We start from the raw sequence: 19,644 nt of genomic DNA on the forward strand, positions 1-19,644 counted from the left end.
GCCTACATAGGTAGGCTCGTGTTGATAACAAGTCATTATAGGGCGTGTCCTCATTTTAAAAATGGTAATAAAAATAAGATAAATCGCAGTCAGACAAAGAAAGCAATGCCGTAAATATCGAGATATTTACCCGTTATTTGAGGCAGTATGACAAGATTTAGCTATTTTTAGCCCATTTAAATGTAATCGTACGAATTGCGGACACGCCCTAGTTAGGCTATTTTAAGCGTCGTACTGCTCGAGCTCAGTCATTGCGTTAAGCATAACCTCTTCTTGCTCCGCCTGTTTTTGCTGCAAAGTGGCCTGTTCGTCAAGCAGCTTTAATAGCTCATCTTTACGGTCATCATCATACAGCGATGTATCGGCCAGCTTTTCTTCTAAATCAGCCAAGCTAACGTTTAATTTATCTAACTGCTTTTCAGCCACTTCAATACGCTTACGAATTGGCGCGGTCAGTTTGCGCTGCTCGGCGGCTAATTTACGGCGCTCTTCTTTAGTCAACTGATTGTCCTCAGCGGCTTTGGCAGCAGCCGCTTTTCTGGCCTCTTCCGCTTTTTTATCAGCGGTCGCCTGTGCGCTTTTGGCATCACGGGTCTCTTTTGCTGCTTCTTTGGCGTCTGATTTACGCTGCTCAGATAGCCACTTGCCGTAATCTGACACATCGCCATCAAATTCTTGCAGCTTGCCATCATGTACCAGATATAGCTCATCACACACGTTAGCAATCAGTTCACGATCATGCGATACCAGAACCACGGCGCCGGCAAAACCTTGAAGTGCCATAGTCAATGCTTGGCGCATTTGCAAATCTAAATGGTTGGTTGGCTCATCGAGTACTAAGACGTTCGGTTTTTGCCACACAATAAGCGCTAAGGTCAATCGTGCACGCTCGCCACCTGAGAACAGTTTACTTGGCGTATCAATGCGATCACCGCGGAAATCAAAGCTACCCAAGAATGAACGCAGTTCGGCATCGGAGGTCTTGCCAGCAATACGGCGCATCATAATCATTGGCGTCGCTTCGGCATCCAAGCTGTCCATTTGATGCTGGTTAAAGTAACCAATATGCAATGTGTCCGATACTTTATAGCTGCCGCTCATCGGCTCAAGCTCGCCCACTAACGCTTTAATTAATGTCGATTTACCAGCACCATTCATACCGAGTAAACCGATACGGGTGTCTGGGGTAATTTGCAAACTGGTATTGGTTAATAGCGGCACACCGTTATAACCAATGTCTGCTGACTTTAATGAGATAAGCGGTGAGCTCATGTGGCTCGGCTCATAAAACTGGAACGAGAACGGATTGTCTGCCATTACCGGTGACAAATCCGCCATTCGCTCTAGCTGTTTTAAGCGGCTTTGTGCTTGCTTGGCTTTTGAGGCTTTGGCACGGAAACGACGCACAAAATCTTCTAAATGTGCACGGGTCTCTTGCTGCTTCTCAAAGGCTTGTTGCTGCTGAGCCAAACGCTCACTACGGGTACGCACAAATTGAGTGTAATTACCGGTGTATAAGGTCATTTGCTGATTTTCGACGTGCAAAATATAGCCAATGGTCGCATCTAAGAAGGTTTGATCATGCGAGATGAGCAGTACAGTGCCATTAAATTTAGCAATCCATTCCTCTAACCATAAGATGGCATCCAAATCCAAATGGTTGGTTGGCTCATCAAGTAATAGTAGATCAGCTCGGCTCATCAAGGTTTTGGCAAGGTTTAAACGCATGCGCCAACCACCTGAGAAGTCATTCACTGGTAAATCATGTTGATTGGCTTTAAAACCAAGGCCGGCCATAATTTGCGCTGCGGTGGTCGGGGTACGGTAACCATCAATATCGTCAAAACGCTGATATAACTGGGCAATCTCATCATCGCTTAGCGCATCAGGCGCCATCATTTTTTGGTTAATCTGATACCACTCTTTGTCACCGCTTAGCACATAATCAATTGCAGGCTGGCTGCTGCCTTCTACTTCCTGCGCCATATGCGCCACATCCCAGCCACTGGGGATACTAATATTACCAGCATCAATGGTGAGCTCATCTGAGGTATGCTCGCCCATATAGGTCAAAATCACCCCAAATAGGGTGGATTTTCCAGTTCCGTTGTTGCCAGTTAAGCCTACTTTTTGACCAGGATGGATCTGAAAGGTGGCGTCTGAAAATAGTACTCGGCCATCACGGCGAACACTAACTTTATTAAATTCAATCATGGTTTATCACTTCTGGGTTTGCTAATGGTTATCGGTTTAGAAACGAACATCGGCAATACAGTCTGCTTGGCAAGGCATTGACTATATTGGTGTTTCTCAATTTAATTTTCTCAATAAAGGTATTTAGAAAATGGATATAAATCAGGACAATATTAGGTGTATTGTATAGGGATGTGCGCTCATATATAAGCTTTGTTATTCAATAGCAGGCCTAGTCCGGCTAATATTCGGCTTAAACGTAAGGTATGACAGCGACTTTAAAATAAAACAAACAAAAATAGTTATCTATATTGACGTACAGAATGTTGAAAATCAGGCATTATGCCTCATTATGCTATACTGAATGACCGATAATTTAAATAATCATAAAATCAGTTCTCACGGGTCATGGTCTGACCATTTTACTCTGTTTTAAGCCGATGCGCTTTGTTAACTGCAAAGACGTGGTTTAACGAGCCGTTGATTTTATGTTAAGTGAAGTTTAGTACTTTACGAGGATATTATGACAACCATTACCTTAACTGATAGTGCGGCAAGAAAAGTACGCAAATTACGTGAAGAAGAAGGCGATAACAATTTAATGTTACGAGTATACGTCACTGGTGGCGGTTGCTCAGGCTTCTCTTACGGGTTCAACTTTGCTGACGAAGTGGGCGATGAAGATGCCCGCTTTGAAAACGAAGATGTGACCTTATTGGTTGATTCATTGAGTTACCAATACTTAGAAGGCTCGACGGTTGATTATACGGAAGGATTAGAAGGGGCGCGCTTTGTTGTCGTTAACCCTAATGCCACAACCACTTGCGGCTGCGGCTCATCATTCTCTATCTAATTGTCACGGATCTAAGCTACCAGTATTTAACGGGCGTTTAATGGATTGACCTATTGATAACTCGGTACGTTGATGACATGGCTCTTTGATAATACGATTTTTATTTGTACCGCCTAATTTGGACGACGCTAAAGGGATTGCCAAAATAGATATGGCCGCTATTTAATCAGTATATAGCGGCCTTTTGCTTATTTGAGCGCTGCAAACCACCCTTTATTCGAGTGTGAATAAAATAGAAACCATTTGACTATCATTTGTAAGCACGCATGATTTTTTAATGGGTTTAGGCTACACTAATTTAACTGCTTAATTAGTAACTATTTTTTGGCAAAACCCCCTTATACATCTACTGAATATAACGACTAATAATAGCGACTGACAGTGATGTGCCTAATTGATTTGAGATTATTGTATGACTGAAGCAATCACCCCCCATAGTGCCCTGATTCCCTCTTGGTTATCTAGTAAACACTTAGCAGGCATGCTGCGTGGTATCGAAAAAGAAGGCCTACGTATGCAGCCGGATGGCTATTTGGCGCAAACGCCACATCCCAAATCACTAGGCTCAAAGCTGACTCATCCGTATATCACGACCGATTACTCTGAGAGCTTGCTTGAGCTGATTACTTCACCTAAATCGACTGTTGCTGAAACCCTGAATATGCTGCGCGAGCTGCATGTGTTGGTGTATCAAGCGCTGGAAGAGTCTGGCGAACTGATGTGGCCTCTATCTATGCCATGCATGCTATCTTCTGATGACAATGACATTCCATTGGCCGATTATGGCAGCTCAAATGTGGGCCGTCTAAAGACATTATATCGTAGCGGTCTTGGCGTACGTTATGGCCGCCGTATGCAGACCATTGCTGGCTTGCACTATAATTTATCATTTGGCGATGATTTGTTTGCCACATGGCGAGATAATGTGCCAAAAAATGAGCAAACAGAATCACTGACCGAATTTAAAAATGCCAAATACCTTGGGTTAATCCGTAATTTTAAGCGTATGAGTAGCTTGGTACTGTATCTAACCGGTGCTAGCCCTTCGGTGTGTCCTTGTTTCTTAACTGGGCGTAAACACGATTTAGACTTGATGAATGGCAAAACTTACTACAAGCCAGAGGCCACAAGCCTACGCATGAGTAAGCTTGGCTATACCAATAGCGTGCAAGATCAATTAGATATCCGTTATAACAATCTGCCAGAATATATAGACGGTCTGCGCCGTGCGATTAATACCCCGTTCTCAGGCTTTAGCGATTTAGGGCTTGATGATAAAGACGGTAATCCGATTCAGATTAATGATCATATATTACAGATTGAAAACGAATACTATAGCCCGATTCGTCCTAAGCAGGTTGCCGAATCTGGTGAAGCGCCAAGCCATGCGTTAGAAGCGCGCGGTATTGCTTATGTTGAATTTAGAGCCGTGGATTTAGACCCTTATAGCGACATCGGTATTCGTGTGTCTACCGCGTGCTTCCTAGAAGTATTGGCACTATATTGCCTCCTTACTGACTCTCCTGACTTATTACCTGAAGAAGATGCGGTATTGGCTGAGAATTTAGAGCGTGTGGTCAATCGTGGTCGTCAGCCTGATTTAACCGTACAAACGTGCGATGGCGAAAAACCCCTTAGCGAGTGGATGCGTGAGCATTTAGAAGCCATGTTGCCTTTTGCGACTTTACTAGACAGCCAATATGGTGGTAATAACTACCGCGTGGCAGTGACCTTAATGCTAGGTAAAGCGGTGTATCCTGATGCGACCTTATCGGCTCAAGTATTGGCAGATACTGCTCAAATGGGCAGTACTTGGCAGCTAGGTCATGCGCTGGCACTACAACATCGTGACTCGATTATGTCAAAAACACTGAGTCCTAAGACCCGTGCGATGTACGAGGTATTGGCTGAAAAATCTTGGATTCAGCAGCACGATTTAGAGCAAAGCGATACAGAAGACTTTTACGACTATGTGCAGCAGTACCGCTAATCTAATAAGGCATTGTCTGAGCGCCTTATTCATATAAGAGATTAATATGTCAGTCGTTTAGTCTTACTTTAAACCTAAACGGCTGACATAAGACGGGCTTTTATATTGAGTTATTTTAGGTTTAAAATAGCTCAATAAAGCTCTCTTTTTTGACGTTGCCAAGGAGCAACCTGTTATGCAGCGCTTACTGTCTTATCGTTTTTTAAATACTGTACTGGTCTTTTTTGCTGTGGTTGCCATGGCATTTGCCATGTTCTATCTACAGAATGTACGCGGATTTGACCCCTGCCCGCTGTGTATTTTCCAGCGTGTCGGCTTGATTGTGATGGGCATATTCTCATTAATTGCCGCCTTAGGTAACCCAAAAAGTATGGCACTACGCTTGATATTATGGGTAGGCTCGATGGCCGGTATCCTATGGTCAACCGGCGTTGCTGCCCGTCATGTTTGGATACAGCATCTACCGGCTGATCAGGTACCAAGCTGTGGTCCTGGTTTAGAATACTGGATGGATGCGCTACCTATGCAGCAGGTCATCCACCAAGTGTTAGCAGGGTCTGGCGAATGTGCGGTGGTTAGCTGGCGCTTTATGGGTTTAAGTATCCCTGAACAGTCGCTTATCTTATTCAGCGCGCTGGTTATCGTAAACTTGCTTGTACTGTGGCGTATCCTTAAAGACCGTACTCTAAATCGTCCCGTTAATACTCACACTGCTTAATTATTTAAGTGGTCCATCATGTAATTTGTTTATTAGATAGAAATAAGAGGTTTCATGCACGTTCATATTTTAGGTATTTGTGGCACATTTATGGGGTCACTTGCATTATTAGCCCGTGATTTGGGTCACACCGTTACGGGTTCTGACGCCAATATTTATCCGCCGATGTCCACTCAGCTAGAACGTGCAGGCATTACCATTCAAGAAGGTTACGATGCCAGTCATCTACAGCCTGCACCGGATTTGGTCATTGTTGGTAATGCCATGAAACGTGGTATTGAAGCCGTTGAATATATGCTTAATGAAGGCATTGCCTACACTTCAGGTCCGCAGTTTTTGTCCGAGCATGTGCTACAAAAGCGTCATGTGCTGGCCGTTGCTGGTACACATGGCAAAACCACAACTACCACTATGTTGGCTTGGGTATTACAGTACTGCGGTATCGATACTGGCTTTTTAATTGGCGGCGTACCATTGGTTGACAGCGATGATGATCGATTAAACCAAGCCTTTGCGCACAGCAGCTATTTAGGTGCTGATGAAAATACAGAGGGCGAGCGTGGCTATTTTGTGATTGAAGCAGATGAATATGACTCAGCTTTCTTTGATAAACGCTCTAAGTTTGTTCACTATCGCCCGCGTACCGCTATTTTGAATAACCTTGAGTTTGATCACGCTGATATCTTCAAAGATTTAGCAGCGATTCAAACCCAGTTCCATCATATGATTCGTATGATACCAAGCACTGGCCAAATCATCATGCCGGCCAATACGCCAAGCTTAGAGCAGACCATTGATAAAGGCTGCTGGACACCGATTTGGCGCACTGAAATCTCAGATAATCAGAGCACTGACAGTCAGTGGCGAGCACAGTTATTGAGTGAAGATGGCAGTCAATTCCGTATTCACTTTAATGATACCGATAATGGTGAGAGCACTAGTGCAGACGTTAATTGGGGAATGAGTGGCCGTCATAATGTCGAGAATGCCATGGTCGCAGTTGCCGCCGCTTATAATATTGGTATTTCTGTTGCTGATGCCTGCGCCGCTCTATCGCAGTTCTCTGGTATCAAACGCCGTATGGAGCTGATTGCAGACCTAGACTATCGTGCCGCAGAGACAACGAGTAAAGTGCGTGTTTATGATGACTTTGCGCATCACCCAACTGCGATTGCCACCACCTTAGATGGTGCCAAAAAGAAATTGGGTGATTCTAAGATTTGGGCCATTATTGAGCCGCGCAGTAACACCATGAAACTTGGTGTACATAAGGACAATCTAGCCCGTTCAGCACAATTGGCGGATGAGGTCATTTGGTATGAGCCTGCTGGCCTTGAATGGGGCTTAAGCGAGGTTATTGAGCAAGCTGAAGGCATTAATAATACTCAGTACGTGATGAATGACACTCAAAAAATGATTGACCATATCATCAGCCAATTGGGTCAAGCCGGTAAAGACGACACAATTATCATCATGTCGAACGGCGGATTTGAAGGCGTAAATCAGCGTTTGGTTTCTGTCCTACAAAAATAGAAAACAGCTTAGATACTAAGCTAATATTCTAGCCCTATACAGACTGAAAAAGTGCCTGTCTAATCATTAAACAGGCGCTTTTTTAGTGTCTTATCTATTCACCAAATCTCTCTGTTTTGGCTTAAAAACGAGCGACTTGCTCTATCTCTAAATATAAAACTGGTTTGTTAGCAGGTAATTTTTATTAACCTAAAACATAAGTTAATACAAAGAATACAATTAGTTAACCAAATGTTGCTAATTATAACCAGTTCAGCGCGCTTTATCACATAGCTTGTACATGCTTAACATTTATCTCTTAGCACCGGTTAAGGTTATCGCCTAGAATTTAAATTAAAATATCTATGTGCAGATAAGATAATTAACACATGGATTTTTGTACCTATAAATTGGATATACACATTAGAAAAGATACATTACAACCTACTAAAAAGGATGACAGATTATGAATTTTATTTGGATGATAATTGTTGGTTTGGTTGCCGGCTTACTGGCTCGTGCTATTAAACCAGGTAATGACTCGATGGGCTGGATTATGACTATAGTCTTAGGTATCGCTGGTGCCCTTGTTGGTGGCTTCTTAGGTAGCATGATCGGTGTCGGTACCAATGGTGGTTTCATGGGTCTTGCATTCTCAGTAATCGGTGCCATCATCTTGCTATTTATCTATGAGCTAATCTCAGGTAAACGTAAGCTATAATTCACCAATTTATTTGACCTACTCAAAATAAGTTTGGCTAGGTACATGAGATATCAAGTACAAGCAGTGTGGTGAATGAAATACATCAAATTGCAAACAAATAAGGTGCTTAGGTACCTTATTTGCATGTTCTAAAAAAACTTTAGAACATCAAAGTTAGAAAGAATAATGAAAAAATCGTAGAGTTTTGCGGACTTACTGGCTAAGTCCGCTTTTTTTGACTTTTTAATTTAGTTTTTAGAGTGTTTAGATACTTAGGGCGTGTGGAACATTCGCAAATTAGCACTGCTGATAGCTAAAATTGTTTCAGACTAGGCGTAAACCGTAGTTAATGTCTAGACCTTGACTAGGTTTGCAACAACGTCTGGGGCGATTTTAGCATCAGCCTCACTCGAGCACAGCTCTCGCCTTGCGAACGGGCAAAGCAGTGCTTTGCTTAATCCGTTCTCAGGGGCGGGACTCTTTTTTGCCAATATATTGCGAAATTGTCAAACTTAGAATGACTAAGCGTCAAAAATTTCACTGCATATTGACTAAAAAATAGTCGCCGCCAGTGCCATGGTCGAATGTTCCACACGCCCTAATTGTTCATTATCTCTTCTCTAGAGCATTATGACTCACTCGTTATTTCTGAGTTCGTTTTTAAGGTGTATGATACTGCCCAGTTATCCGCTAGCCCTTGATAATTAGCACTCTCTCCCTCATTTATTTATAATAACGTACAATACTTTATTCATTTAACAAACCGTGTGATTTATTATGGCCATATTACCAATCTTAAGTTATCCAGATCCTCGTCTGCGTACTATCGCAGAGCCTGTGAAAACTGTCGATGATGACATCAAACAGCTTATTGATGACATGATTGAAACCATGTATGCCGCAAAGGGCATTGGCTTGGCTGCAACACAGGTTGATCGTCATATTCAACTGATTGTGATGGATTTGTCTGAAAATAATGACAATCCTCGCGTCTTTATTAACCCAAAAGTAACCCCATTGGTTGAAGATAAAAAGCCATACGAAGAAGGCTGCTTGTCTGTGCCTGATGTCTACGATTCAGTAGAGCGCCCAACTAAGGTCAAAATTGAGGCCCTAGACGGTGAAGGCAACGCTTTTGAAGAGATTGCTGAAGGTCTACTTGCGGTCTGTATTCAGCACGAAATGGATCATTTAAATGGCGTGCTGTTTGTGGATTACTTGTCACGCCTAAAACAGACCCGTGCACGCGACAAGGTGCGTAAAGTGGTTAAAATGCGTGAGAAACAAGCAGAGTCAGTCAAAGCTTAATAGGCTATGTAGCTTGTGTCTAAACAAAGAAAAGCCTTATCCCATTGCGTAGGGATAAGGCTCTTTTATGTCTGGTATTAAGGCTTTTATAGTGGACTAAGAATGACTAAAGCTTTTGGGCCAAATCCGTTATTTTAGACCGAGTACATCTTGCATGTCGTAACGACCCGCTAATTGCTCAACAACCCAAGTAGAGGCACGTACCGCACCGGCAGCAAAGGTCATACGCTCACGAGCATGGTGTTTAATCTCAACCATTTCACCATCAGCAATAAGCATCACACTGTGATCACCTATGATTTCACCACCGCGAATCGCATGGATAGCAATACTGCCCTGCTTGCGCTCACCAGTTTGACCTTCACGCCCATATAACGCTACCTCTTTTAGGTTCTGACCACGAGCCGTCGCTGCGGCATTAGCCATCATATAAGCGGTGCCAGACGGCGCATCGACTTTGTGCTTATGGTGCGCTTCAATCACTTCGATATCTGCTGTTTCACCAAAGGCTTTGGCCGCCATCTCGATGAGTTTTAAAGAGACGTTTACCCCTGTTGAATAGTTGCCAGCATAGACCACAGGAATCTGTTTGCAAGCCTCATTAAGTACCTCTTCTTGGGCATCGCTTAAGCCTGTAGTACCAATCACCATCGCAACTTTGTGTTTGGCGCACAGTTGCACGTTTTTCTCAGTTGAGTCTGGCAAACTAAAGTCAATCAACACATCAATCTTGTCTAGCTGCGACTCTAAGTCATCACTTAGTGCCACACTATTCTTCTCAAGCCCAACCAGTTCACCAGCATCAACGCCGATTAAACTTGAGCCGCTTCGCTCAATAGCAGCAGATAAAGTGGTCTTTGGGTTATTATTGACAGCTTCAATCAGCATGCGGCCCATACGGCCCCCAGCGCCAATAATACCAACATTGATGGTGTCTGACTGTGTTTGTGCCATTGCGCTATTCCTTTGATTTATTTATAAGGGGTATACTAATAGAGCTAATGATAGCATGATTATTCGCTAGGCTAAATTTGAGTGCTGCATTGGCTGTTAGGTGATAATTAAAATTAAGGGTGAAAAAATCCTGTATGTTTCACGTGAAACATACAGGCTCATTAAACGCTTATCTTAAAAAAAGACTCTCTACTTTAACGCTAAAATCTAGCTATAGAGTCTGATTGACCTAGTCAAATAAATCGCCTAGTTTTTCAAAAAAAGACTTCTTCTTCGGTGACTGATCGTGTTTGCTGTCACCATCTAGCGTATCTTGGAACTGACGTAGCAAGTCTTTTTGCTCACGGTTTAGATTCACTGGTGTCTCTACCATGATGCGGCAAATTAAATCACCCTTCATCGTGGTACGAACAGGCGTTACGCCTTTCCCGCGAACACGCAATAGCTTGCCACTTTGTGTGCCTTCCGCTACTTTGATTTTCACTTTGCCATCAAGGGTTGGGATTTCCACTTCTTTACCAAGCGCTGCATCTGTAATGCTAACTGGCACATCCATATATAAATCAGCGCCTTGGCGTTTAAATACTGGGTGCTCTTTTACACGCACTTCGACATATAAGTCTCCGCTTTGTACACCAGCACCGCCCGCTTCACCTTCACCGGCTAGACGAACTCTGTCGCCATCATCAACACCGGCAGGGATAGAGACTTCAAGGGTGCGTGACTTGTCTTTTACGCCGCTACCATGACAGTCTGGGCATGGGTTTTTAATTTGTTTACCAGTACCATGACAGTCTGGGCACGTTTGCTGTACGGCAAAGAAGCCTTGCTGCATACGCACTTGACCATGGCCACCACAGGTACTACACGTAACAATATCTGACGCGTCTTTTGCGCCTTTACCGTCACAAGTTTCACAAGGGGCTGGGGCGGTAAAACTGATTTCTTTTTTGGTACCGCGAACCGCTTCTTCTAAAGTGAGCTCAATGACATAACGTAAATCTGAGCCACGGCGCTGACGACCACCGCCACCACGAGACTGACCAAAGATATCGCCGAAGTTTCCGAAAATATCGCCAAAAATGTCTTGGAAGTTACCGGCGCCAGCACCACCAAATCCACCGCCGCCCATGCCATTTTCAAACGCAGCATGACCCATTCGATCGTAGGCAGAACGTTTTTCTTTATCACTTAATACTTCATAAGCCATAGAGGCTTCTTTAAATTTCTCTTCAGCATCTGGGTCGTCTGAATTACGATCCGGATGGTACTTCATGGCCAATTTACGGTAGGCCTTTTTAATCTCGCGCTCATCTGCGCTTTTATCAACGCCTAAAACTTCGTAAAAATCTCGCTTGCTCATGGAGTCTCCTATCAATCTGCCTATTATGTTCCATGTGAAACATACGCATAACAGGCATTAAATTTTACACAATGTGCATAAGGGTTAAAATAATACAAAAATTAATGATTACTTTGCCTCATTAATGGTGACTAACACCTCATTTATCAAGCAAGCATGATAAAATCAGTGCATCCTCTTCTCATTTTATAAGACAATACCTTCTGCCATGAAAAAAATCTTTGCTCTTCTCACCGTTATTCTGTTGGTTGCTGCCGCTGTATTTTTTGGTTCGCCCTACTACACCGCGCACCAAATCAAAAATGCCTATGATGCTCACGATGGTGATACCTTGATCAGTTATATCGACTTTGAGCAATTAGCGCCCAATATCGAAGTGCAATTAACCACTAATTTTGCCAATACCTTGAGCCAATATCCTATGGTGGCACAGATTGGCGGTGACCCATTAAAGCAAACGGCCAATCAGTTTATTGCCAGCGCCGTGCAGCGTGCAGTAACGCCGGAGAATATTAGTACCCTGATTAACACTCAAGGTCAGGCTAACCAGGCCACCAAAGAGCTGACAGCAGCATGGGCCATTGCCAGTAATCAGGTCAACTTGCAAACCCTAATTCAAGATATGATTGTGCAGCGTGGTGATATCGATGCAGTGATTAAAAACCAAATTAATGTGATGATGAATAAGCAATCAAGTGAGCTTGAGTCACATGTCCAAACTGGAGAGGACAGCAGCAAACCTGAGCTTTCTTACTGCGGAATTAACTGCTTTAACGTCATAGGTAAGCTCAAAGGCTATCCGGTTACGGTCGAGATGCAGCGAGAAGGGTTGGTGGACTGGAAAGTGGTAAATGTGGTGCTACCCTAATTTGGTCTTCGCCCTACTTTGATAATATGTGATGATTCGATAATCTGTGATGACACCCTTTACTGTTTATTGACGATCGCTTGTTTTTTAATCTGACCGCATTTATAGTCACATTCACTTTAATATGCCACAACATCAAACCGGTAACTGCCCTATGCCTCACACCTTGACTCATACCTTCGCATCAGCTGTCACGAATACGGATAATAAAACGCCCTCAGTCACTCTATTAGATGGCGGTATGGGACGAGAGCTTGAGCAGCGCGGTGCACCGTTTCGTCAGCCTGAATGGTCAGCATTGGCATTAAAAGAAGCGCCTGAGACGGTGGCAGCGGCCCATCTCGACTTTATCCGAGCAGGCTCGCGAATTATTACGATTAATAGCTATGCAGTGACACCATTTCATTTGGGTGATCGCTTTTATGATGAGGCAAAAGCGCTAATCTGCACGGCCAGTGAGATGGCTGCCAAAGCAGTAGCGGATGCCAAACAAGAAGCAGAAAACCAAAATAAAGCGCTACCCAAGGTAAGCATAGCAGGCTGTCTACCGCCATTATTTGGCTCATATCGCCCTGATTTATTTGATGAAAATCTAGCCGAGTCTATCGCCAAACCGCTGATTATCCATCAACAGGAAGTGGCTGATATTTGGCTCGCCGAAACAGTCAGCAGCATTAAAGAGGCGGTATATTGGCATCACGTTGTGGGCCAGTTTGCAGCAGTCGATACGGACACTGAAATAAAAGACACCACCGAAGCTTTCAAACATTTAGCCAAACCATTTTGGGTAGCGTTCACCCTTGACGACAGCTATTTGGATGAGATAACAGACACCCAAAGCGATGCATATCTGGCCCAGCACTCACCTAAGCTGCGTTCAGGAGAGTCTATCGCTGATGCGGTAAAAGCAATGCTTGAACTGGGTGTCGATGCCATACTGTTTAATTGTAGTCAGGCTGAGGTAATGAGCAGTGCGCTAAATACTGCCAAACAGCTTATTGAGTCAGCAGATACACATACCCAGCTTGGCGTCTACGCCAACGCATTTGCACCCAAACAGAATAACAAACAGGCCAATGACCAGCTGCGAGGGCTGCGTCAAGACACCACGCCAGACAATTATCTTCAGTGGGCAGCGCAGTGGCAGCAGGATGGTGCAACGATTATTGGTGGGTGCTGCGGTATTGGGGTAGACCATATTGCTCGGCTATCAGAGCAGCTGACACAAAAAAGTGGATGCAAATAGCATCCATTTTTTATGATTGTTATGACTAAAAATCGTAGCACCAAGCTTAAGCGTTAAAAGCTCGCCACTTCCTCTTCGGTTAAGAAACGGCTTTCACCTTTATCTAATCCTTCAAGGGTCACACCACCGATACTGGCACGGTGTAATGCGTCTACTTTATTACCAAAGTAGCCCATCATACGTTTTACTTGATGGTATTTGCCTTCGGTCAAGGTCAAACGGGCATGTGTCTCGTCCATAAACTCTAACGTTGCCGGCTTGGTTGGCTCATAGTCGCCATCAAGCAAGATACCCTCGGCTACTTTTTGTACCGCTTTTTGCTGTTCTGCTTCATCCATTGGCTCTGCCAATGTCATCTCATACACTTTGGCATGTTGATGACGCGGGCTAGTCACACGATGCAACCAGCCGCCATCATCACTTAAAATCAGTGCGCCAGTGGTATCGACATCCAAACGGCCAGCAATACGCAGACTGCTTAGTTCAGGAACCGCAATAAGCTCAGTAACAATTGGGTACTCTTTTGGCTTCAAGGTACATTCAAAACCTTCAGGCTTATGCAGTAAAATATAACGGCTACCGGTGGCAACTGATAATGGCTCGCCGGCCCACATGACTTCATCATTAAGCACATCGACGTGTAAGCTACCGTCTTTTACCACTTGATCATTGACGGTAATTTCGCTGGCATGTAATACTTTTTTGGCTTCTTTGCGCGACAGTTCAGTCGCCTTGCTAATAAATTTGTCTAAACGCATTTATGTTATCCTTTGCTATATCGCTAGGGCGTACCCTAATATCGTATATAAAAATAATATTGGCAACCAGTTTACCACACCCACCCTATCTCGCATTGATGACTTTGTTTAATCCGTTTAAATTTACCTGACATTTACCGCTTTTAACCCGACGATACCCACAGACCCTTATGAGCTACCAAACTTTAGCAAAGCCGGTTACGGCTCGACTTGAAATCAAAAAGTCCGAATTTATCACTTATGCTTATCCAGTACACAGCCGTGAGAAGGCAATGTTTCACGTGGAACAATTGCGTGAAAAATATCCTGATGCCCGTCATCACTGTTGGGCATACATTATCGGCGACCCAGATAATACTACCAGCGCCGGCTTCGATGATGATGGCGAACCTGGTGGTACAGCAGGCCGCCCTATCCTGAATGTGCTACAGCACAAAAGCATCGGTAACGTGATTGTCATAGTGGTGCGTTATTTTGGGGGTATCAAGCTCGGTGCAGGTGGATTGACCCGTGCATATGCCGGCTCTGCACAAGCGGCAGCGGACGAAATGACCCTCACCCCTTATGTTCCTATGACACAGGTTGATATTGAGGCCGATTTTGCCAATGAATCTCAAGTACGCTATGTCGTTGAGGACATGGGCGGTGAAATCAATAAGGTGGACTATAGCAAAGCGGTTACGTTAAATGTGACTTTGCCAGAAGCAGATATTGAGACCTTAAAGGAGCGTTTGGGGATGGACGGCCGGGTGCTTGATGATGAATCAGTATTTCAATCTGACGGTTCTAATTTGCATAATTGAGACATAACAAGATGAATAATAAGAAGCAGGACTTGGACCCGTCTGATTTTAAAGTGGCTGATTTTAAAGTGCATGGTTTTAAACCACCTGTATGGTTAAGAAACCCGCATTTACAGACCATATTACCTAGGTTTATTATGCCCGAGTCGCCCCCTTATCGACGCGAACTGGTATTGGACTCGCTGGATGAAAGCGAGGTCGCTTACGATTTTTGGGACGACGTAGAGGTTCATAAAGGACAGGCTAAAGATAAAGAGGCTCGAGACAAAGAAGTTGTTGATAAAAAGACTACGATAAATGAGACTAATGTCGGCTCAAATACCAACCCGTCAGACACAAACCCATCAGATAAAATAAACACGCCTTTAGTCGTGCTATTTCACGGTATGGAAGGCAGTAGCCAAAGCCACTATGCCCGAACACTGGCGCATTACGTGCATGACCAAGGTTGGCACTTTGTTGTGGTGCATACTCGAAGTTGTGGCGGTGTGGCGGTAAAAGGGGAGCGTCTTTATAGTGCAGGCGATACCCCAGAGGTGCATCATGCCTTGCAACAATTGTCAGCCCGTTACACTACGATTTATTGTGTGGGCGTGTCGCTTGGTGGCAATACGCTTGCTAAATATATGGGTGAATATGGCGATCAAGCCCAATGCCAAGCGGCCACTATTTTTTCAGCGCCCCTAGATTTATCCTCTGCCGCTACCGCTATGGAGAATTTTTTGGGTCGTAAAATTTATACTCCCTATTTGCTCAACCCTATCGCAACCAAAGCGCTTCAACTGACGCTTAGCGAGGCGCAAATACAAGCGATTAAGACCAGTCGTAATATTGGTGAATTTGATAGCGTGTTTACCGCCCCCTGCTATGGCTATCGTTCAGAAAATGATTATTATCACCAAGCGTCTGCCATGCCGTATTTGCATCAAATTACCAAACCGACGCTGATTGTGATTGCCAAAGACGACCCCTTTTTGGGAGTGCTGCCTTCTCAAGGAGATGTATCAAAACAGGTGACGCTGTATACTCCCGAATATGGCGGACATATTGGTTTTTTGCGTTGGAAGAATAAGCAACTTGATGCTAATTGGGCACCTGAAACAGCGTTTAAATTCTTTAACAGCGTTGCCTCAGCATAATTGCTTGACGTTATTCATCCGCTATCAATTCGCTTTGTCTTATAAAGTACAATCAATGCTTACATTTTCAGTAATCATTTGTTCACTGAAACTATTGGTTTTGTCATCACTTATAGGTATTATATTTCCTACTGACTTCTATCCGTCTCTATTTAATACCTCAAAGACACCCAATATGACAATTGCAAAGCCCCCCTTTGATACAACTTCTAACCGTCTGAACGATACGTTTAAGGCCCTTGACTTTAAGCCGCCTATTTGGCTAAGAAACCCCCATTTACAGACCATTCTGCCTAAATTTACGATGCCAGGGCCACCTGACTATCGTCGTGATTTAGCGCTTGATTCACTTAATGAAAGTCATATTGCCTATGACTTTTTGGATGCTGATGAACCTAAGCCTGCAGAGGGCGAGCGTTATCAAATACCGCTTGTGGTGTTATTTCATGGATTAGAAGGGAGCAGTCACAGTCACTATGCCCGTACCATGGCGCACTATGTACAGAGTCAAGGCTGGCATTATGTGGTGGTACATTATCGCAGTTGTGGTGGCGTGCCCGCCAGCGGACACGTTCTATATGAAGCTGGTGACACGCTTGAAGTCCATCACGCCCTACAATACCTTGCCAGAAAATACCAAACCATTCATAGCATTGGCACCTCTATGGGCGGTAGTGTATTAGCAAAATATATGGGTGAATATCAAGACGACGCCATCTGTGCATCGGCCTCTATCGTCTCAGCGCCGCTTGACTTAGCGTCCTCGTCTATTGCTATGCAAAAGTTTTTTGGGCGAAAAATCTATACCCCTTACTTACTAAATCCGATTACTGAAAAAGTATTACAGCATCATCTGAGTGACAAAGAAATTAGAGATATTAAAGCCAGTAAAAGTATCAGTGACTTTGATCAAGCTTTTACCGCCCCGCGCCATGGTTATCGCTCAAAAAATGACTATTATCATCGAGCCTCTGCCATGCCCTATCTGCATAAGATAACCAAGCCAACACTCATCATCACCGCTCAAGACGATCCTTTCTTGGGCATTACGCCTACCGTAGGTGATGTCTCGGACAATGTGGTGCTGTGTGAACCGAAGCATGGCGGTCATATTGGCTTTATGCGTCTTATCAATAAAAAGCTGGATGCCACTTGGTTTCCAGAAGTGAGCATGCAGTTTTATCGTGCTGTTTAGAGCCTGTATGCACAAGCTACTATTAGTTCTTATTGTCATTACCTCTTCTGAGTCGAGTTTATAATAGCCAAAATCGACTCACCGACACCCAGTAACATAATGAGCATTACTTATGATTCCAAATACATCAGTTAAATCGAATAACACTGATCAGATAAATAACCCTAATAACTTAAATAACTTAAATGACCCGAATAACCTAAACAATTTAGATAACCCATCACAACATTCAAACTTTTCACCTGAGCCCTTTAAGCCCCCTTTTTGGTTAAGCAATCCACACATTCAGACCATTTTACCCAAGTTTTTTGCGCCAAAAGCACCAGAATACCGCCGTGAAATCAAACGCGACTCGCTTAATGAAAGCGATGTGGCTTATGATTTTTATGATGCAGAGTCTGTATCTCCGGTGAACAGTGACAACAAAGAGACCACGCCGGTTGTGGTCTTGTTTCATGGCATGGAGGGCAGTAGTGACAGTCATTATGCGCGCGCTTTGGCACACCATGTTCATGCCCAAGGTTGGCACTTTGTGGTGGCTCACTTTCGCAGCTGCGGTGGTATTCCTGCCAAAGGTCGTGTGTTTTATAACGCGGGCGACACTGCCGAAGTGCATCATATGCTAAGCGTACTTAGCCAAGACTACGCTAATATCTACGCCGCTGGTGTGTCGCTCGGTGGTAATGCGTTGGCAAGATATATGGGTGAATACGCAGACGACGCACTGTGTAAAGCGTCAGCCGTCATCTCCGCACCTGTCGATATGTCATCGGCCGCTATGAATATGCAGCGCTTTTTAGGACAAAAAATATACACCCCATATCTGCTGAATCCTATTATCAAAAAGGCACTTAAAAATGAAATCAGTGATGAAGAGATTGCCGCTATCAAGTCTGTCGACCGCATCAGCGACTTTGACCATATCTTTACCGCACCGCGCCATGGGTACCGCTCAAACAATGACTATTATCGCCGTGCCTCTGCCCTACCTTACTTGCTTGATGTGACCCATCCCCTACTTTTAATTAGCGCTAAAGATGATCCCTTTATTGGCTTTACCGCCACCGCTAATGATGTATCAGACGCAGTGACATTAGTTGATACTGAGCATGGCGGTCATATTGGGTTTTTGCGTTATCAGCGCAAACCCAATCCTAAGACAGGCAAACGATTTGATATCAACTGGATACCTGAGACAGTCACCAGCTACTTTAAATCGGTAGGTATCGATAAGTCCGTCTAGCCAAACTGATTGAGCTGATTATATAAAATACAACCTATCAACAGATACAACGTTTATAAAGAGCTTTAACTATTGTATATGCATAGCGCTGTCAGTCTGGTCATATCGTCTTAATGACGGGTTAGACACGTCTGCTACTTTGCAACCGTCCTTATTTTGAGCATAATCGAACCACTGTTTTTATTTTGAGGCGTGACTATGTATCCCTTTTATCGTTATACCAAGGCTATCGTCAAAGCGGTTAATGCCACTCGCAAAGGCGAGACCATTGACCTTGAGGACACCGCAGAGATTCAGATACGCTGTAGCTTGACTGATATTGATAACTTTATCGAGATGAATAATGGACGGGTTCTCACGTTATACGACTTTGGCCGTACCGACTTTGCCATCCGCACTGGACTGGGTAAGAAGCTACTTGAAAAGCGGTGGGGTCTTGTGGTTGCTGGCAGCACCATTCAATATCGCAAACGTATCCGTCCCTTTGATTTAGTCACGATTAAGACGCACATCGCTGCTATTGACGAGCGCTGGATCTATGTCGAACAATCTATGTGGGTAAAAGGCAAACCCTGCTCTACCGCCTTATTGCGTACTGGTGTGACCAAAGGTGGAAAGGTGATAGACACTCAAAAGATCTTAGATGCGCTAGGTCAATCTGATTTAAAACTGCCTGCAACGGGATATGTGGCGGAATGGATCGAAAGTGAAAAGGATAGACCGTGGCCGCCGCAGATATAGAAACCCAATAGACACAAACGACAAAACGCTGAAGATTGACCTTCAGCGTTTTTTATT

General features: G+C 44.0%; 16 protein-coding genes and 1 pseudogene. 13 read left to right on the forward strand and 4 right to left on the reverse strand.

Features of this window, described 5'->3' with window-relative positions:
• Positions 1–222 precede the first annotated feature (222 nt).
• Positions 223–2,214 (reverse strand): ABC-F family ATP-binding cassette domain-containing protein, encoded by a 1,992-nt coding sequence (locus AC2SLM_RS00400; RefSeq protein WP_486551284.1) that lies wholly within the window; start codon positions 2,212–2,214, stop codon positions 223–225.
• A 502-nt stretch (positions 2,215–2,716) separates the two neighbouring features.
• Here AC2SLM_RS00400 and erpA point away from each other — a divergent pair.
• From erpA to def, 6 genes are all read left to right on the forward strand, one after another.
• A complete protein-coding gene (gene erpA / locus AC2SLM_RS00405) occupies positions 2,717–3,046 on the forward strand; it encodes an iron-sulfur cluster insertion protein ErpA (protein ID WP_486539867.1) in 330 nt (109 codons plus the stop codon).
• A gap of 412 nt (positions 3,047–3,458) precedes the next feature.
• Positions 3,459–5,036: a glutamate--cysteine ligase gene (gene gshA, locus AC2SLM_RS00410; protein WP_486551286.1), complete on the forward strand. Its 1,578-nt coding sequence runs from the start codon at positions 3,459–3,461 to the stop codon at positions 5,034–5,036.
• Between the two features lie 175 nt (positions 5,037–5,211).
• Positions 5,212–5,754 carry a disulfide bond formation protein B gene (locus tag AC2SLM_RS00415; RefSeq protein WP_486539863.1) on the forward strand — a complete coding sequence of 181 codons (543 nt, stop codon included), beginning with the start codon at positions 5,212–5,214 and terminating at the stop codon, positions 5,752–5,754.
• Between the two features lie 54 nt (positions 5,755–5,808).
• Positions 5,809–7,287 carry a UDP-N-acetylmuramate:L-alanyl-gamma-D-glutamyl-meso-diaminopimelate ligase gene (gene mpl, locus AC2SLM_RS00420; protein ID WP_486551288.1) on the forward strand — a complete coding sequence of 493 codons (1,479 nt, stop codon included), beginning with the start codon at positions 5,809–5,811 and terminating at the stop codon, positions 7,285–7,287.
• Between the two features lie 445 nt (positions 7,288–7,732).
• Positions 7,733–7,987, forward strand: coding sequence for a GlsB/YeaQ/YmgE family stress response membrane protein (locus AC2SLM_RS00425; RefSeq protein WP_486539859.1), 255 nt, complete (start codon positions 7,733–7,735; stop codon positions 7,985–7,987).
• A 759-nt stretch (positions 7,988–8,746) separates the two neighbouring features.
• Positions 8,747–9,277, forward strand: coding sequence for a peptide deformylase (def, locus tag AC2SLM_RS00430; RefSeq protein ID WP_486539855.1), 531 nt, complete (start codon positions 8,747–8,749; stop codon positions 9,275–9,277).
• Positions 9,278–9,406: 129 nt separating this feature from the next.
• On the opposite strand, the gene dapB is transcribed toward def, so the two are convergent.
• Both dapB and dnaJ read right to left on the reverse strand, forming a co-directional pair.
• Positions 9,407–10,231 carry a 4-hydroxy-tetrahydrodipicolinate reductase gene (gene dapB / locus AC2SLM_RS00435; protein ID WP_486551290.1) on the reverse strand — a complete coding sequence of 275 codons (825 nt, stop codon included), beginning with the start codon at positions 10,229–10,231 and terminating at the stop codon, positions 9,407–9,409.
• Positions 10,232–10,460: 229 nt separating this feature from the next.
• The gene (dnaJ, locus tag AC2SLM_RS00440) at positions 10,461–11,594 is read right to left on the reverse strand and encodes a molecular chaperone DnaJ (RefSeq protein WP_486539851.1); all 1,134 of its coding nucleotides are present in this window, start codon (positions 11,592–11,594) and stop codon (positions 10,461–10,463) included.
• A 208-nt stretch (positions 11,595–11,802) separates the two neighbouring features.
• Here dnaJ and AC2SLM_RS00445 point away from each other — a divergent pair.
• Positions 11,803–12,105, forward strand: a pseudogene (locus AC2SLM_RS00445) (DUF2939 domain-containing protein); the annotation flags it as partial.
• A 481-nt stretch (positions 12,106–12,586) separates the two neighbouring features.
• Positions 12,587–13,708: a homocysteine S-methyltransferase family protein gene (locus AC2SLM_RS00450; RefSeq protein ID WP_486551291.1), complete on the forward strand. Its 1,122-nt coding sequence runs from the start codon at positions 12,587–12,589 to the stop codon at positions 13,706–13,708.
• Between the two features lie 53 nt (positions 13,709–13,761).
• Here AC2SLM_RS00450 and AC2SLM_RS00455 read toward each other — a convergent pair whose 3' ends face one another.
• Complete coding sequence (locus AC2SLM_RS00455) at positions 13,762–14,466, reverse strand: pseudouridine synthase (protein WP_486551292.1); 705 nt, start codon at positions 14,464–14,466, stop codon at positions 13,762–13,764.
• A 170-nt stretch (positions 14,467–14,636) separates the two neighbouring features.
• On the opposite strand from AC2SLM_RS00455, the gene AC2SLM_RS00460 reads away from it, so the two are divergent.
• The 5 genes from AC2SLM_RS00460 (at position 14,637) to AC2SLM_RS00480 (ending at position 19,587) form a co-directional block, all read left to right on the forward strand.
• Positions 14,637–15,269, forward strand: a complete 633-nt coding sequence (locus AC2SLM_RS00460; RefSeq protein WP_486551294.1) for a YigZ family protein — start codon at positions 14,637–14,639, stop codon at positions 15,267–15,269.
• Between the two features lie 11 nt (positions 15,270–15,280).
• Positions 15,281–16,408, forward strand: coding sequence for a YheT family hydrolase (locus AC2SLM_RS00465; protein WP_486551296.1), 1,128 nt, complete (start codon positions 15,281–15,283; stop codon positions 16,406–16,408).
• A 175-nt stretch (positions 16,409–16,583) separates the two neighbouring features.
• Entirely contained in the window at positions 16,584–17,603 is a 1,020-nt protein-coding gene (locus AC2SLM_RS00470) for a YheT family hydrolase (RefSeq protein ID WP_486551297.1), read from the forward strand.
• A gap of 112 nt (positions 17,604–17,715) precedes the next feature.
• Entirely contained in the window at positions 17,716–18,846 is a 1,131-nt protein-coding gene (locus AC2SLM_RS00475; RefSeq protein WP_486551299.1) for a YheT family hydrolase, read from the forward strand.
• 198 nt (positions 18,847–19,044) lie between these two features.
• Positions 19,045–19,587 (forward strand): acyl-CoA thioesterase, encoded by a 543-nt coding sequence (locus tag AC2SLM_RS00480; RefSeq protein WP_486539837.1) that lies wholly within the window; start codon positions 19,045–19,047, stop codon positions 19,585–19,587.
• Positions 19,588–19,644 lie beyond the last annotated feature (57 nt).

The organism is Psychrobacter sp. CX16, from assembly GCF_057396245.1.